Source organism: Xanthomonas sp. AC360 (assembly GCF_979258225.1).
Genome location: NZ_OZ409846.1, coordinates 224,411 through 240,258 on the forward strand (window position 1 = coordinate 224,411; position 15,848 = coordinate 240,258).

Consider the following 15,848-nt stretch of genomic DNA (forward strand, 5'->3'; position numbering starts at 1 on the left):
ACATCGGCAGCGGGGCGCCAATGACCGCACGCCATCAGCTCATACCCAAACTGTCGATACCGTCGCGTTCGATCATAGGCAGCCAAGTTCCCCTACCCGGCGGCTCCGACGGGTAGGCGGGCCTCTGCCGGGTAGGCGCGCGAGGCCGCAGGCCTGACAATGGCGGACGCGATGCCCGTTGCCGGGCGTCGATGCCCCCATCGGTATTCCTCAAGGATCTGCGCGCATGAATCACACCCGCTCCCACGCCCTGTTCGCCCAGGCGCAGACCCTGTTGCCCGGGGGCGTCAATTCACCCGTGCGGGCGTTCAAGTCGGTCGGCGGCGAGCCGTTCTTCGTGGCGCGCGCCGATGGCCCGTATCTCTATGACGTCGACGACAATCGCTACATCGATTACGTGGGCTCGTGGGGCCCGATGATCGCCGGCCACAACCACCCTGCCGTGCGCGACGCGGTGGAACGGGCGATCCGCGATGGGCTGTCGTTCGGTGCGCCGTGCGCGGCCGAGGTGACCATGGCCGAAACCATCACCCGGCTAGTGCCGTCGTGCGAGATGGTGCGCATGGTCAACTCCGGCACCGAAGCCACGCTGTCGGCGGTGCGGCTGGCGCGCGGCGCCACCGGGCGCAATCGCATCATCAAGTTCGAAGGCTGCTATCACGGCCACGGCGACTCGTTCCTGGTCAAGGCCGGCAGCGGCATGCTGACCTTGGGCGTGCCCACCTCGCCAGGCGTGCCGGCGGGCTTGAGCGAGCTGACCGCCACGCTCAGCTTCAACGACTTCGAAGGCGCCACCGCGCTGTTCGACGAGATCGGCGCCGACGTGGCAGCAGTGATCATCGAACCGGTGGTGGGCAACGCCAACTGCATTCCGCCGCTGGCCGGCTACCTGCAGCATCTGCGCACGCTGTGCACGCGGCATGGCGCGCTGCTGATCTTCGACGAAGTGATGACCGGCTTCCGCGTCGCACTGGGGGGCGCGCAGGCGCTGTACGGGGTGACGCCGGACCTGACCACCTTCGGCAAGATCATCGGCGGCGGCATGCCGGTGGGTGCGTATGGCGGCCGTCGCGACCTGATGGAGCAGATCGCGCCGGCCGGGCCGATCTATCAGGCCGGCACCTTGTCGGGCAACCCGGTTGCGATGGCGGCGGGCCTGGCGATGCTGGAGCTGGTGCAGGAGCCGGGCTTCCACGCTCGTCTGAGCGAGGCCACCAGCGCGCTGTGCGAAGGCCTGGAAGATGCCGCCCACGCCGCCGGAATCGCAGTCACCACCAATCAGGTCGGCGGCATGTTCGGGCTGTTCTTCACCGACGAAATCGTGGACAGCTACGCGCAGGCCATTGCGTGCGACACCACCAGCTTCAATCGCTTCTTCCACGCGATGCTGCAGCGGGGCGTGTATCTGGCGCCGTCGGCGTACGAAGCGGGCTTCATGTCCAGCGCGCACGATGCGGCGGTGATCGACGCCACGCTTGCGGCGGCACGCGAGGCGTTTGCGGACGTTGCGCGCTAAGCGCGCCTTCGCCGAGACGCGTTGCCAGCGTGATCGCCGGCCGTGGCAAGCCCACGCCGGCGACCGACCAGGGCATCGACGCCGCACGGGCAGTTGCAAGCATCGATGAGCCGCTGCAGGCCCGGCAGTGCCTGCGCGGTAAGCGATGCATCTACACGCGGTGAGTCTGTACTGCCCGTTCGCTTCTCAGTTGCAAGCGTTGAGGCGCCGCTGCAGGCCCGGCAGCGCGCCTGGGCGGTAAGCGATGCATCTGCACGCGGTGCGCCTGTACTGCCCGTTCGCTTCAGCCGTTTTATGCGGACTTGCCTGGTTGCCTATTGGCACCGGAGGCAACTGACAAGCCTCCACAGCGCCTGCGCGGCGATGCGAATCGGAGTGACCGGCCGGCGCTCGCGGAGCCGCCAACGCACGTCGGCTGCGATGAATAGGCGCTGCCACTCTCCCGCCCCTCCGCACTGAACAGCCCAACGGGGCGAACAGTGCTTGACCCGGCGCACAGCCTGCAGGGTCGCCTGCGACGGCGACCGCAGTTAGCCCCAGCACACTTTGCTTTTGTCTTACGGCTGTCATACCTTTCTGAAAGGTGCTCACGGACGGGCATGGGTGGGGACCCTCGAAGCAGCCGATCTGTCGTTGTCGCCGTTGTGGTGACAGGCTGGCCGTCGCCGCTGTTTCACTCTGGTTGTGCAGCGTGTCGAGCCGGCGCGCTGCTGACGCTTGTCAGGGCCGCCCTCGCCTCATGTTCAAGCCTGTTGCGTTGCTCACCCCGCGCCCGTCGCCATCGCGCGACCATGCGCTTCCCGATTGGCTGCTTGCCAGCAAGCTGGAACCGCCATTGCCGCGCCCGGGTGCGGTAGTACGCGAGGTCTTGCTGACGGCACTGGATCAGGCGCAGCTGCGGCCACTCACGCTGCTGCTGGCCCCGCCGGGGTTTGGCAAGACCACCTTGCTTGCGCAATGGCATGCACGCAGACGCGCGCACGACGATGCGGTGGCGTGGCTGTCGCTGGATGAAGAAGATGCAGATGCGGCGCGTTTTCTCGGCCATCTCGCGTTGGCGCTGCAGGGCGCGGGTGCAGATCCAGCGCTGTGTGCCGGCGTGATGCATAACCGCGACCAGGACCCGCGCGATGCGGCCACCGTGTTGATCCGCGCGCTGCGCAGCGCACCGCGACGGATCAACGTGATCCTCGATGACTACGACCGGCTCGGGAATGGCCCGGTCGATGAGCTGGTGTTGCGCCTGGTCGAACACAGTGGCGGGCGCCTGCATCTGTTGCTCGCAACGCGTCGCGTGCCGGCGTTGCCACTGGCGCGGCTGGATCTGCAGGCGCACCTCAGCCGCCTTGGCAGCGCGCAATTGGCGCTGGACAACGACGAAGCGCGCTCACTGCTGGGACCGCACATCCCGGCACCGGTGGTCGACGAACTGTTGCGCTACACCGAGGGCTGGCCGGTCGCCTTGCATCTGGCGCGACTGTGGCTGGAAGGCAATGCGCAACGTCAGCAGGAAGTCGCCGCACGTTTTTCCGGGCGCAGCACGCAGATTGCCGCGTATCTGGCCGAACAGGTCGTCAACGATCTCGATGCCGACACGCGCGATCTGCTGTTGCGCACCAGCCTGCTCGATCGCGTCAACGCCGCGCTCGCCGATGCCGTGCGCCAACGCGACGACAGCGGCCGGCTGTTGGCGCGACTGGACCATTTCCATGGCCTGCTGGTGCCGCTGGATGGCGAGCGCGAATGGTTCCGCTATCACCCGTTGTTTGCCGACTTCCTGCAGCAGTTACTCGATCGCGACCATCCCGGCCAGGCCGTGCAACTGCATCAGCGCGCGGCGCGCTGGTTCGGCGAGCACCAGCATCTGGCCGACGCCGTGCGCCATGCCGCACGTGGCGAGTGCGGCGACCTGGCTGCCAGTTACATCGCGCGCGCCGGCACCTGGCAATTACTGCTGACCCACGGCATGCATGAAGTACGCGCGTTGCTGCGCCATTTCGAGCACCGCAGCATCCGCGACACGCCTGCACTGAATCTCACCCAGGCGTATCTGCATCTGAAACTGGGCGAGTTCAGTCATGCGCGCCTGTTGCTGGAGCGCTTCCGCGATTTCCCGGCCGCCGTGCGCGAGCCGCTGCAGCGCGACTACACCGTGGTGGTGGCATTACTGCGCGACCGCCTGGACGAGATCTGCGGCAATCCGCATGGCCTGACCCAGATTGCCGCGCAGGCGAGCGCATTGGACGAAGACGACCATCTGGGCCGCGGCACCTTGCTGTGCATCTGTGCCACGACCGCGCTGGCACAGGGCGGGTTTGCCGTGGCCGAGCGCTATGCCCTGGCCGCGCGCGATGCGATGCACCGCGGCGGCAGCGATCTGGGCGCCAGTCAGGCGTTGCTCTCGCTCGGCCAGAGCTTTTTCTACCGCGGGCGGCTCGGCGACGCCGAAGCCTGTTATCGGCAAGCGCTGAGCTGGTGCGCACGCACGCCGCAACTGGACCGCGTGCTGGAAGCGGCCGGCAACTGTCTGCTCGCGCAAGTGCACTACGAGCGCGGCCACCACGACGATGCCGCCGACCTGCTGCATCCGGCGCTGGAACTGCTGGAGCAGCACGACGGCGGCGTGGACGTGCTGGCGGCCGCGTACGACACCGCGCTGGGTCTGGAACGCGTGCGTGATCACAGCGGGCGCAGTGCGCTGGTGCTGCTTGAGCATGTCGAGCAGATCGCGCATGGGCGCAAGCTGGCGCGACTGTCCGAGCTGGCGTCGGCATGGCGCTTGATGTTGCTGCTGGAGCACCCCGGCAACGCTGCAATCGATGTGGTGATCGCGCGCACTGGCGGCGAATCCGGGCTGGCGCATACCCTGCGCTCGGCGCATCGCTGGCGTGATCGTGCGGCGATGGGCTTTGCGTTGGCACGTTGGCATCGCCTGGCCGGGCGTAGCCATGCGGCGCTGACCATTCTCGGCCAGATCGAGCAGGCCTGTCTGAGCAGCGATAACGCCTGCCATCTCGCGCGCACCCGCGCCCGCATCGCACTGGTGCTGCAGCAGCGCGGCGAACTGCTCGCTGCCCTGCCGCATTTGTACAGTGCGCTGGACCACGTGGCGCTGACGCAGAGCTGGCAGGCGATCATGGAGCTTGGATTGCCGGCAAAGGCAATGTTGCGCTCGCTGCGACAACACGACCCGCAAACGGTTGGCGGCACCACGCGTGCATTGACCATCCAGGCGCTGCTCGAACGCCTCAGTGGTGACGAGGATCCCGCCAGCGATGTGTTCAGCGAACGCGAACTGGAAGTGCTGGCGCAACTGGCGCGCGGTTACTCCAACAAGCAGATCGCCCGCCACCTGCACTTGTCGGAAAACACGGTCAAATTCCACCTGAAGAATCTGTACCGCAAGCTCGACGCGCGCAGCCGCGAAAGTGCATTGGCGCAGGCGCTGCAGCGCGGAGTGTTGCGCGGCGAAGACACGCAGCAGGCATCGGATACGCCGCCGCGCTGAGCGGCGTACACATCATCATGCATCGCGCATGCGCACGCCTGTGATCGCGAAGAACAATTGCGCATGCGTGGCGATGCGGTGGCTGTCGCCTGATCGATGCGGATGCGTCAACGCGGCGGAGGGCGCTGGAGACAGGCTCCAAGCGCCCCAGCATCACCCAAACTTCAACGTGCCTTTCATCATCGCCCAGTGCCCGGGGAACGAGCAGAAGAACGTGTAGGCGCCGCCCTTGGTGAGTTTGCTGGTTGCAAAGCTGACCGTGGTGCTTTCGCCGCCACCGACCACCTTGGTATGCGCGATCACACGCGCATCGGCCTTGGGCAAGTAACTGTCGGCAATGGTCGAGCGCATGCCGTCATTGGCCACCGCCTGGAAATCGGCGGACTTGGTCAGCACCCAGTTGTGCCCCATCACCGTGGCGGCCATCTTGCCGGCGTGCTTGAGCGTTACATCCACTTGGGTGCAATCGGGTGCAATCGTGATGGCGCTTTGATCGAACTTCATCTGGTCGTTGCCGGTGATGGTCACCGCGCAGGTCCGCGCCCAGGCCGAGGGCGCCATCGCTATCAAGCCAAGCACAGCAATCGTCGAAAACAGCTTCAAGGCAGTCCTCCTGCAATAAGAAAGCGCGGTATGTGCAAGCGACCGACGCTCGCGCCTGCGCCAGTGCGGTCAGAGTAGCGCCTTGCCGTTGCCAATGCAGTGCTGCGCCGCCGCACAATCCACTGCGGCGGCGATCGAGATGCGCCGACGCTAAGAGCGGCTAACAAAACGTAGCGAGCAGTCGTCAGGTGGGTGTGGACGGTGCGCTCAGGACCGGAGTGTACGGGTGGTACATGCCGCACCGAGCACCGGCCGCGCCCGCCTGGCGGCTGCACAGTCGTTTCGTTAGCTGCTCTAAATATCCAGCGCATCAGGCTGCCGCCGCGCCGGCAGGATCACCATGCGGCAGTCGCACAGACAACGCTACACGTAGCGGAAAAAGTCCCGCATTGGGTCGTTCACATCGGCTGTGGCCTGCGGCAGCGGCAGCGGGCCGCGCTTGCCGGCCATCACCTGCACGAACGCCTGCTTGAAGCGTGCCATCTCTTCGGGAGTGCCCACGGTGATCCGCGACCAGGTGGGCCACACCGGCCAACTGCGGCCGATGAACACGCCATAGGTCGCCATGTCGTCCTTGAAACCGGCTGCGGGGCGCTTCACATCGACCATGAAGCAGTTACTCTCCGACGCCGTGCACGCGTAGCCCTGCTGACTGAGGAAATCGATGACGTCCTGCCGCGTAGCTGCAGTGCGTGCACGGCGCTGCGGCACCAGATCGGGGTCGCGCAAGCTGGCCAGACCTGCAGCGGCCGCCGTCACCGGCAAGCTGTTGACGCTGTAGAACATCAGCTTGGCAAGCAACTCCGGGCGCGCGGCTGCATAACCCAGTCGGATGCCGGCCATGCCGTAGAGCTTGGAGAAGGTGCGCAACACCACCACGTCCTCGCCGGCAGCCACCATGTCCACCACGCTGCGGGTGCTGCGCGCGAAGTGGATATAGGCCTCATCCACCACCAGCACGCTGCCCTTGGGCTTGTGCGCCAATGCGTAGTCCAGATCCTTGCGTGCGGTGACCGATCCGGTGGGATTGTTGGGGTTGCAGATGTAGATCACGCCGGCATTGGCATCGGCGGCGCACATCGCTTGCACGTCGTGCGAAAAATCCTTGCGCAACGGCACCTTGATCAACGCGGCGCCATTGCGCGTGGCAGCGCGCCACCCCGATTCGTAGGTCGGGTCGGCAGTGACCAGCGCGGCACTGGGCGAGGTGAAGGCCAGCATCGTGTAATCCAGCGGCTCGGTGGAGCCGGCGTAGGCCATCAGATGGTTCACCGGCAGCTTGAGCTCGGCCGCCAGCGTGGTCATCAGTTCCATCTGGACCTCGCGCAGATAGCGCCCGCCCTGCGGTGCAATCTGCGCAATGGCCCTGACCGCTGCTGCGGACGGGCCATCCGGGAACTCGTTGGAACCGATCATCACCGGCGACAGCGCGCTGGCGGTGGGAGGCACAACGGCAGCGGTGCGTTCGGCGGCGCTGGCCAGTAACGGGAGTGCCGCGCTCCCGGCGGCACCTGCAAACAGTGCGGAATCACGCAGAAATCTGCGGCGCGACAGCGGGGTATTCATGGTGACCTCCGGCAGGGCGGTGAGGTGAACTCAAGGACGCACGGCGACCACTTCGATCTCCACCCGATACAGCGGATTGCCCAGCGCAGCGATCTGGAAGGCCGAGCGTGCCGGCAGATTGGGCTGTTCCTTGGTGCCGAAGAACTGCCGGTAGCCTTCCATGAACCCGTTGAAATCCATCTTGCCGCCCATCGCCGGGTCGCCGACCAGAAACACCTGCATCTTCACCACATCGCCCATGCCCAGGCCGAGCGATTTGAGCTGGTCCTGGATCTGCTTCAACACGCTCACCGTCTGCGCCTTGGTGTCGCCGTAGGCGGCCGCAGAATCCTTCGGCACGCTGGTATCCACCACTGCCGGCACCTTGCCGCTGACATACACGGTGGCCTTGCCGGCCGGAACTTCCACCGCGGCGGCAATGGGGAAATCGCTATTCGGAATCTTGTGGCGGATCACCTCGGCAGCAGTTGCAGGGCTGAGGCCTGCAGATAACACGACGGTGGCAACGAGGGCATTGACGGCGGGACGGAACATGGCAACTCCTTGGAAGAGAGAATCAGTGACGCAGCAGCTTGACGTCGTCGGCGGTGACACGCTCGGCATGGTCGTTGCCGAAATGGGTGCGCACATAGCTCACCACTTCGGCCACCTGACGATCTGTGAGCATGTCGCCAAATCCCGGCATGCCGGCGTTGCCGTCGAGCACCATCATGGTGACGTAGGGCGCAGCCGCCAGCTTGGGATTTCCCGCAAGCGCCGGGTATTCACCGGCGCCTTGCGCACCGCTGCCGGCCGGCATGTGGCAGCCCTGGCAGACCGCACGGTAGACATGCTCGCCGGAGGCGGTGGCGAACCCCTTTTGTGGATACAGCGCGGTGGCGTCGGAACTTTGCGCCTGCGCATCGCGCAGACCGGGCGGAAACAGCGCAGCGCCGATGACCAGCGCAACGGCCGCAGCACACACACGTGGCAACAGACTCATGCGCGACCTCCGCCGGCAATGACCTTGCGATGCAGGCGGCCGACGACATCGTGTGCCGACAGGATCGCGCCCTCCTGCCAGGCCGGGATATAGGACACATGCTCGCCGGCCAACGCCAGGCGGCCGTCGATCTGGCAGAGCGGCTCGTAATGTTCGGCACGCGCCTGCTCGCTCCACATGCCGAAGCAGCCGTGGGTAAACGGCACACGGTGCCAACCGACCGCAATGCCGTTTTCGAATTCGCGCGGATATTGCGGGTGCAATTGCGTGCCGTATTCGACCGCCTTGCGCACCCGCTGCTCGGGACTCATCGAAGTGAATTGATAGGCATCCAGCCCCCACACGTAGGCCCCGAGTAGCACCCCCTTGCCGGCGCTGTGATAACCGGTGCTGGGATAGCTGATCAAGGTGATCGGCAGATCGGTGTAGCTGATGCCGCCGTAGATGGCCTCGTCCTCTTCCCAGAAACGTCGTTTGAATTGCAGGCCCACCTTGACCGATGCGGCGTACGGGACCTTGCCGATCGCGGTGGTCATCGCGTCGCTGGCGGTGGTGGGAATCCGGCTGAGCACCGACAACGGAATCGTGCAGATGCACCAGTCCGCGCTGGCCACGTGTTCTTCGCCGCCGCGGCTGGCGTCCTGCCAGGACATGCGCACGCCGCTGCCGTCCTGATCGATCTTGGTGACCTTGGCGTTGTAGGTGATGGCATCGCCGAGCTGGCGCGCGAACGCCTTGCCGATCTGGTCCATGCCGCCCACCGGCTGAAACATGGTGGTCTGCATTTCGTAGTTGTTGCCGGCCGCCAGCGTGGTCCATAGCCGCGAACGCAGCACGTCCTGCACGCTGAAGGGGTCTGAAAATTCCGGTTTGCCCGACAAGCCACCACCGGGGTAGCGCGCAAAGCCACGCCGCTCGCTGCTGTCCTTGCCTTTGACATAGCCGAAGTTGCGATCAAGCGCCCCCCAGGTGCGTAGCGATTCCAGCAGCACTTCCTGATCTTCGCGGCTGACTGCCGTATCCAGTGCGTGCTGCTGTGTGCACTTGGCCAGCAACTCGGAGACATGGCCCTTGTAATCGGCATCGATCGCGCGGAACCGCTGCGGTGTGCCATCGAAGCCTTTCTGGCTATGCAGCAGCGCGTTGTAGTTGACCTGGTTGAACGCTTCCAACGCCACACCGAACTGCTTGCAGTAACTCAACACCGCCTTGTGGTGATGCGGAATGCGCCACGGCCCCGGATTGAGATACAACCCATCGTCGAACTGGCAGTGCTGGGTTGCGCCACCGAGTTCGGTGTAACGATCGCCGCCACGCAACGTCCAGTTACGGCCACCGGGGCGGCCGTTGTATTCCAGCAGCTGCACGCGATAGCCGGCCTTGCGCAATTCGAAGGCCGCGGTCATCCCAGCCAGGCCCGCGCCCAGAATCAGTACCGATGCACCCTTCGGGTCGCCATCCAGCTGCAATGGGCCGGTAAAGCGCGATTCGGCCGCCATGCCCAGGCTGCTCATCGCCTGATACATCATCGCGCCGCCAGCGGTCATGCCGATGCGCGCCAGCAATTGCCGCCGCGTCATCGCCCCAGTGTGATTGCCTTGCATCAACGCACATCCCCTGCATGTCATGGACAGTCGCGCGGCCGGCCGCAATGCCGGCCGCGTCGATCACTCAGAATCGGTAAGACAGGCTTGCGAACAGCTGGCGTGGTGCGATCAGCTGGTAGGAGCCAGAGCTTTCGTTGGGAAACACCGCGCCGATCGCATCGTCTTTGTCGAACAGGTTGTAGGCCGACAATTGCAAACGACCACCGGCAAGAAACCCGGCAGCGCCGCCTTGATACCCAACGCTGCCATTGACGATGAAGGTGGCATCCACCTGGTCGGTATTGAGCGTGTCGCCGTAGCGCTTGCCGGTGTATTTGGTATCGAGGTTGGCGAAGAAGTGCTCGCCTTCCCAACCGCCGTTGACGCTGAACATCAGCTTGGGCGCATCGGGCACTTCATTGCCTTCCACCTGCACCAGCGCGCCGCTGACCGGGCCGAAATAGTTGTCCTGGAACTCGGAGGTGTTCCAGGTCAGCGATGCACCGAGCCGCCAGCCCGGCGCCGGCTTCCACATGCCGGACAGTTCCGCACCATAGGTCTGTACGTCGCCGACGTTGGCGTACACGGTGGGCGCCACCACCAGCGGGTCCGGGTCGGTCAGCGCGATGATGCGGTTGGAATAATCGATCTTGTAGGCGGCCAGATAACCGCTCCACTGCGTGGATTCGGCACGGATGCCGATATCGATGTTGGTGGATTCTTCCGGCGCGATATCCGGATTGAATGCACCGGAGGTCAGCGCCAGCCGCGGCGCGGAACTAAAGTTTTCCGCGTAGTTGGCAAACACTTGCACACCCTCGGCCAGCTGGAAGCTTGCACCGACCTGCGGCTGAAACCAGTCGCTGTTCTTGATCGTCACCGCGCGACGCACACCGACATTGAAGTCGTCCAGATTGGCGATCCCGTTGTAGTCGCGTTTGACATCCAGCCCCTTGGCACCGAACTCCATCGTCAACCGATCATCCAGCAGGCGCAGCGTGTCCTTGACGTAGAGCTGCTTCACCTCGGTGGAGAAGTGGTTGTCGTAATAGATGACGATGGGCAGAGCGTTCTTGAGTAAAGCGCCGGTGGCCGGGTCCAGGTTGTACAGCGGGCGCACCTGATCGAAGTCGTAACTCTCGTACCAGGCACCCACTTCCAGCTTGTTGTGCTCGGTCTCCCACGCCACGGCCGTGGTCAAACCGTAGCGATCGCCGCCCATGATTTCTTCGCGCCGCGTCATCGCACCGACGCGGGTGACATTGCCAGTGGCATCGACGATCTGCGGATCGTTGATGGCGATATCGGTGCGCCCTGGGGTGCCGGCAATCGCATCGTTGTACAACCCGGTGGCGGTACTCGGCGGCGTGCCGCCGACGCCGTAGCCGTGCTTGTTTTCGTAGTAGCCGGTGAAGGTAACCCCGATGGCGTCGTTGAACATAAAATCGCCATGCAGGCTGAGCAGCGAATCGCGGCGGCCGTTCTGCCATTCGCTGTAATGCTCGGCATCCACTTCCGGATTGCCGGTGATGCGTTCGTGCAGATCCCACGACACCGAACCGTCGGAGTTGTACGACTGCACGTCGTAATCCTTGCGGTTGTTGTAGATCCAGCCCAACGTCAGGCTGCCGGCATCCCAGGCCTGGCGCACCTTGGCTTCGAAGTGATCGCTCTTCTGCGTGGCCGGTTCCATGTCCCACACACCGCCCTGCGTGCGCGATGCGGAAAGGTAGGCACTCGGCCCGCCGTCCCACCACTCCGGCGTATCCAGACGCACAAAACTGCGCACCAGATCGTCCGAGCCGATGGTCTGGGTGAGATTGCCGCTCCAGCTATCGCCGCCCTTGGGTGGCAGGCTGGTGTAGCGGATCGCGCCACCGAGTGCGTGATAGGAGGGCTGGGTGACATCGCCCGAGCCGGCGGACACCGTGACATCGAGCAGGTTTTCGCTGGAGACGTAGCGCGTGATCGGCCCGCCTTCGCGGGTGTCGAAGGTTTCGATCGGAATGCCGTCCAGTGTCACGCCGATCTGGTTGGCGGAAAATCCGCGGATGGTCATCGAATCGCCGAACTCGTACAGCCCGAACGGGTCGGTGGTCTGCACGTTGACGCCGGGCAGACTGGCCAGCAGCTGTTGCGGTGCCACGCCCGGTACCTGGGCCTGGATCTCGTCCATCGAAATGGAGGCGGTGGTGCGTGTGGAGCCGGTGCCGACCACGCTGACCGCGTCTAGGGTGCGTGCGTCCTGCGCCAGTGCCGGCAGGCTGTGCGCACCGGACATCAGCAGGGTCATCGAGGCGAGCGTGTGGCGACGCGTGGCGGCGGTGAGAATGGCGGCCATCGCGGTCGCCAACTGATCGGTGTTCAAGCGCTTAGGCATGCAATCGACCCCTGGAAAGTGCTGCGTGCTGAGTGACCGGACCCGCTCCCCAAGACCGGCTGATACCGCACATGCGGCATGGATCGACCATACCCAGCGAGGTTGCGCCGCAGACGCGGTGCGGAGGGTAGGGTCTGCGCGTGCGGGTAGGTTCTTACCGAGCTAGAACCTTTGAATCCGTAGCGTAGATGCTCAGGTTGGCGTGCCGATGAACGTGCAGGGCTTTAGCGATAAGGCGTGCGCGACCGCCGTACGCGGGTGTGAGACGTCGCGCGCCACGCGCCTACCCGTTCGCGCGTATCCGGGCATAGGAGATCCCGCATGCTTGCGATGCAGCGGCAGATCGACAACGCTGCGTGCCCACCTCATGAGCACGCCCCATGTCGCCTGTACGCCCGTCCTTGCTGCTGCTCGATTTCGATGGCGTGTTGGCCAGCTATTCGCGTCCGCGCCGGCTGGCCGCATTGGCAACTGCAGCTGCATGTCCGCCGCAGCGCGTGCAGCAGGTCCTGTTCGAACAGGGACTGGAGCGTGCCTACGATGCCGGTGAGCTCGATACGCAGGCCTATCTGACGCAATTGAGCGACGGGCTGGGACATCCGATCGACCGCGCCACCTGGATCGCGGCACGCGTGGCAGCGTGCTGCGCGGATCCCGCGGTGGTAACGCAGGTGCTGGCGGTGTCGGCGACGACCGCGGTGGCGGTGCTCACCAACAACGGCCCATTGATGGCGGAGGCGATCGCGCAACTCGTGCCGTCGCTGTTTCCGTTACTGCAGGGCCGCGTACTGTGCAGCGGTGCGTTAGGCGGCAGAAAACCGCAGCTGCAGGTGTATCAGCGCGCGCTTGCGCAGCTGGGTGCGGAACCGGCACGCACCTTGTTCGTCGATGACCTATTCGTCAACGTCCGCGGCGCCCGCGCCGCCGGATTGCATGCCGATACCGTGCGCGATGCACGTGCATTGCGGCGTGTGTTGAAGCGGTATGGGTTGGGGTGAAATTGGGAATTGGGAATTGGGAATGGTGAGTCGGAAGTCGGAAGTCTGAAGTCTGAAGTCTGATCAGCGTTCGCCGACCTGCGTGAGAGATCAACGCTGTGCCGAGCGACCAGAGGCGGCTACATCTGCACGCGAATACGCTGCCAAGTACCACGCCCCCCGAGTGGACGCACGCTAGCCACGCAGCGATGGATCAGGCCAAGCACGCAGTCATCGATATCCCATCCGCCCGCGTGCACTCCTCCGCACACGTGCGCGAAAACACGGTCAATCGTGCACAAATACGCAACCAGACCAGTCGCAGTAAAACCCAACTGCACCAACTAGCCCCTCTCCCGTCGGGAGAGGGGTTGGGGTGAGGGTACGGTGTTGCGATGCAGGGCCGTCACCTAGACACCGCCTTACGCAATCCACAAACGCACCCGCTCACGCGTCACACGCCTTACCAATCAGCGCCCTACCAGCCGCCAACACGCAACCGACCAAGCAACCCATCACCGCTGCGCGGCGTACTCGGCAATCGCCAGGCGCAGACGCGCCAGGCCGTCGGCCAGCTCGGCGTCGGTCAGATTGAGTGCCGGCACAAAACGCAGCACATCCGGGCCGGCCTGCAATACCAACAAGCCATGCTTGGCTGCCAGATCCAGCAGCGCACCGGCCTGCCCGGCATGCGCCGGTGCCAGCACCGCGCCGAGCATCAACCCACGCCCGCGCACCTGTGCGAACAGGCCGAACTCGGCATTGAGCGCTTCCAGGCCCGCACGCAACGCCGCCGACTGCCGCTCCACATTTTCGGCAATCTGCGGCGAGGCCAGCTTGCGCAGCGCCACGCGCGCCACCGCAGCAGCCAGCGGATTGCCGCCGAAGGTGGTGCCATGCGCGCCGAACTGCATCGTCTCGGCGACCTTGGGGCCAGCCAGCATCGCGCCGATCGGGAACCCGCCACCCAGCGCCTTGGCCAGCGTCACGATGTCCGGCGTCACCTGCTCCTGCCAATGCGCGAACAACGTGCCGGTGCGGCCCATGCCGCATTGAATTTCGTCCAGCACCAACAAGGCATCGTGTCGATCGCACAATGCGCGCGCCTGCGCCAGGAAGCCCGGCGCCGCCGGCATCACCCCGCCCTCGCCCTGAATCGGCTCCAGCATCACCGCAGCTACGTCGCCACTGGCCATCGCCGCTTCCAGCGCTGCCACATCGTTGAAATCCACATAGCGGAATCCGCCCGGCAGCGGCTCGTAGCCTTCCTGATATTTCGGCTGCGCGGTGGCGGTGACCGAGGCCAGCGTGCGGCCGTGGAAACTGCCGCGGAACGTCACGATGACGCGCTTGTCGGCCGGGCGGCCCTGATTGCTGGCCCACTTGCGCACCAGCTTGATGGCCGCCTCGTTGGCTTCGGTGCCGGAGTTGCACAGAAAGACTTTCTCGGCAAAACGCGACGCGCCGACCAGTTCCTCGGCCAGCCGCAGCGGCGGCTCGCTATAGAAGATGTTGCTGGTGTGCCACAGCTTGCCCGCCTGCTCGGTGAGCGCGGCGACCAGATCCGCATCGTTATGGCCCAGCCCGCTCACCGCGATGCCGGAGGACAGATCCAGATACTCGCGCCCCGCGTCATCCCATACGCGACTGCCCTGACCGCGCTCCAGCACCACCTGGCGCGGGCGATACACCGGCAGGTAGTAGTGCGCGAGGGACAGGGGCGAATCGGCAGCGGTGCTCATGATGGTGGGTCGCAGAAGCGGAGGGAGAACCCGCATTCTCGCGCATTCGCCGGCCTGCGGCACAATGTGCGCATGCGCCCTTTCTCCGATCCTCAGCTCACTCCCGCCACTGCCGACGGCTGGCGCCGGCAGTGGTTCGACATCATCTACCGTCACGACACGCGCCCATCGCGCAATTTCGACCTGATGCTGGTGGTGGCGATCCTGACCAGCGTGATCGTGATCATGATCGACAGCGTGCCGCGCATCCACGCGCATTCGGCGCACTGGCTGGTGCCGCTGGAATGGGCATTCACGGTCCTGTTCACCATCGAATACGTGGCGCGCCTGGCGGTGGTGCGGCGCCCGCTGCACTACGCGCTCAGCGTGTGGGGCGTGATCGACCTGCTGTCGATCCTGCCCAGCTATCTGTCGTTCTTCGTGCCGGGTGCGCAGACCCTGCTGGTCGTGCGCGTGCTGCGCATCTTGCGCCTGTTCCGCATCCTCAAACTCACCCGCTATATCCAGGAAAGCGGGCAATTGGTGGACGCGCTATGGCGCAGCCGCCGCAAGGTGCTGGTATTCCTGTTCACTGTGCTCACCATCACCGTGATCGCCGGCGCCACGATGTATGTCATCGAAGGCCCGCAACACGGTTTCACCAGCATCCCGACCAGCATGTACTGGGCCATCGTCACCATGGCCACGGTGGGCTTTGGCGATCTGGTGCCGCAAACCACGCTTGGCCGCTTCGTCACCTCGGCACTGATCCTGATCGGCTATAGCATCATCGCCGTGCCCACCGGCATCTACACCGCCGAACTTGCCACCACGCTGCGCGAAGGCGGCCACACTGGTCGGCGCGACGTTCGCAACTGCGCCCGCTGCGGGCTGGAAGGCCACGCATCGGACGCGCGCTATTGCCGGCAATGCGCCGAGCCGCTGCCGGATATCGCCAACGGCTGACGCAAGGCGGCAGCGCGCAGGCAGCGCCGGGAGGCAAATCACG

At 65.0% G+C, this 15,848-nt stretch carries 11 protein-coding genes and 1 other RNA gene; 4 read left to right on the top strand and 8 right to left on the bottom strand.

The features are described 5' to 3' along the window. Positions 1-226: 226 nt before the first annotated feature. Positions 227-1,516: a glutamate-1-semialdehyde 2,1-aminomutase gene (gene hemL / locus ACZZ0O_RS00935; protein ID WP_055848541.1), complete on the top strand. Its 1,290-nt coding sequence runs from the start codon at positions 227-229 to the stop codon at positions 1,514-1,516. Between the two features lie 739 nt (positions 1,517-2,255). Further along, the gene (locus ACZZ0O_RS00940; protein WP_463591964.1) at positions 2,256-5,024 is read left to right on the top strand and encodes a LuxR C-terminal-related transcriptional regulator; all 2,769 of its coding nucleotides are present in this window, start codon (positions 2,256-2,258) and stop codon (positions 5,022-5,024) included. Positions 5,025-5,177: 153 nt separating this feature from the next. Here the strand turns inward: ACZZ0O_RS00940 and azu are convergent, their stop codons facing one another. The 7 genes from azu to ACZZ0O_RS00975 form a co-directional block, all read right to left on the bottom strand. Then, positions 5,178-5,627: an azurin gene (azu, locus tag ACZZ0O_RS00945; protein ID WP_055848532.1), complete on the bottom strand. Its 450-nt coding sequence runs from the start codon at positions 5,625-5,627 to the stop codon at positions 5,178-5,180. Between the two features lie 158 nt (positions 5,628-5,785). After that, positions 5,786-5,862: non-coding RNA, sX9 sRNA (locus ACZZ0O_RS00950), on the bottom strand. 128 nt (positions 5,863-5,990) lie between these two features. Beyond that, a complete protein-coding gene (locus tag ACZZ0O_RS00955; protein WP_463591965.1) occupies positions 5,991-7,193 on the bottom strand; it encodes a pyridoxal phosphate-dependent aminotransferase in 1,203 nt (400 codons plus the stop codon). A 30-nt stretch (positions 7,194-7,223) separates the two neighbouring features. Beyond that, complete coding sequence (locus tag ACZZ0O_RS00960; RefSeq protein ID WP_323522226.1) at positions 7,224-7,727, bottom strand: RidA family protein; 504 nt, start codon at positions 7,725-7,727, stop codon at positions 7,224-7,226. Between the two features lie 22 nt (positions 7,728-7,749). After that, on the bottom strand, positions 7,750-8,175 hold the full coding sequence (locus ACZZ0O_RS00965; RefSeq protein WP_115528831.1) for a c-type cytochrome: 426 nt from the start codon (positions 8,173-8,175) through the stop codon (positions 7,750-7,752). After that, on the bottom strand, positions 8,172-9,779 hold the full coding sequence (locus tag ACZZ0O_RS00970) for a flavin monoamine oxidase family protein (protein WP_463591966.1): 1,608 nt from the start codon (positions 9,777-9,779) through the stop codon (positions 8,172-8,174). Before ACZZ0O_RS00970 ends, ACZZ0O_RS00965 begins: the two co-directional genes overlap by 4 nt. A gap of 67 nt (positions 9,780-9,846) precedes the next feature. Next, positions 9,847-12,129 (bottom strand): TonB-dependent receptor, encoded by a 2,283-nt coding sequence (locus ACZZ0O_RS00975; RefSeq protein WP_463592528.1) that lies wholly within the window; start codon positions 12,127-12,129, stop codon positions 9,847-9,849. A gap of 392 nt (positions 12,130-12,521) precedes the next feature. On the opposite strand from ACZZ0O_RS00975, the gene ACZZ0O_RS00980 reads away from it, so the two are divergent. Then, on the top strand, positions 12,522-13,139 hold the full coding sequence (locus ACZZ0O_RS00980) for an HAD-IA family hydrolase (RefSeq protein ID WP_463591967.1): 618 nt from the start codon (positions 12,522-12,524) through the stop codon (positions 13,137-13,139). Between the two features lie 494 nt (positions 13,140-13,633). Here ACZZ0O_RS00980 and ACZZ0O_RS00985 read toward each other — a convergent pair whose 3' ends face one another. Beyond that, on the bottom strand, positions 13,634-14,860 hold the full coding sequence (locus ACZZ0O_RS00985) for an acetylornithine transaminase (protein WP_463591968.1): 1,227 nt from the start codon (positions 14,858-14,860) through the stop codon (positions 13,634-13,636). Positions 14,861-14,932: 72 nt separating this feature from the next. Between ACZZ0O_RS00985 and ACZZ0O_RS00990 the strand changes: the two genes are divergently transcribed. Next, positions 14,933-15,805, top strand: coding sequence for an ion transporter (locus ACZZ0O_RS00990; RefSeq protein ID WP_115584534.1), 873 nt, complete (start codon positions 14,933-14,935; stop codon positions 15,803-15,805). Positions 15,806-15,848 lie beyond the last annotated feature (43 nt).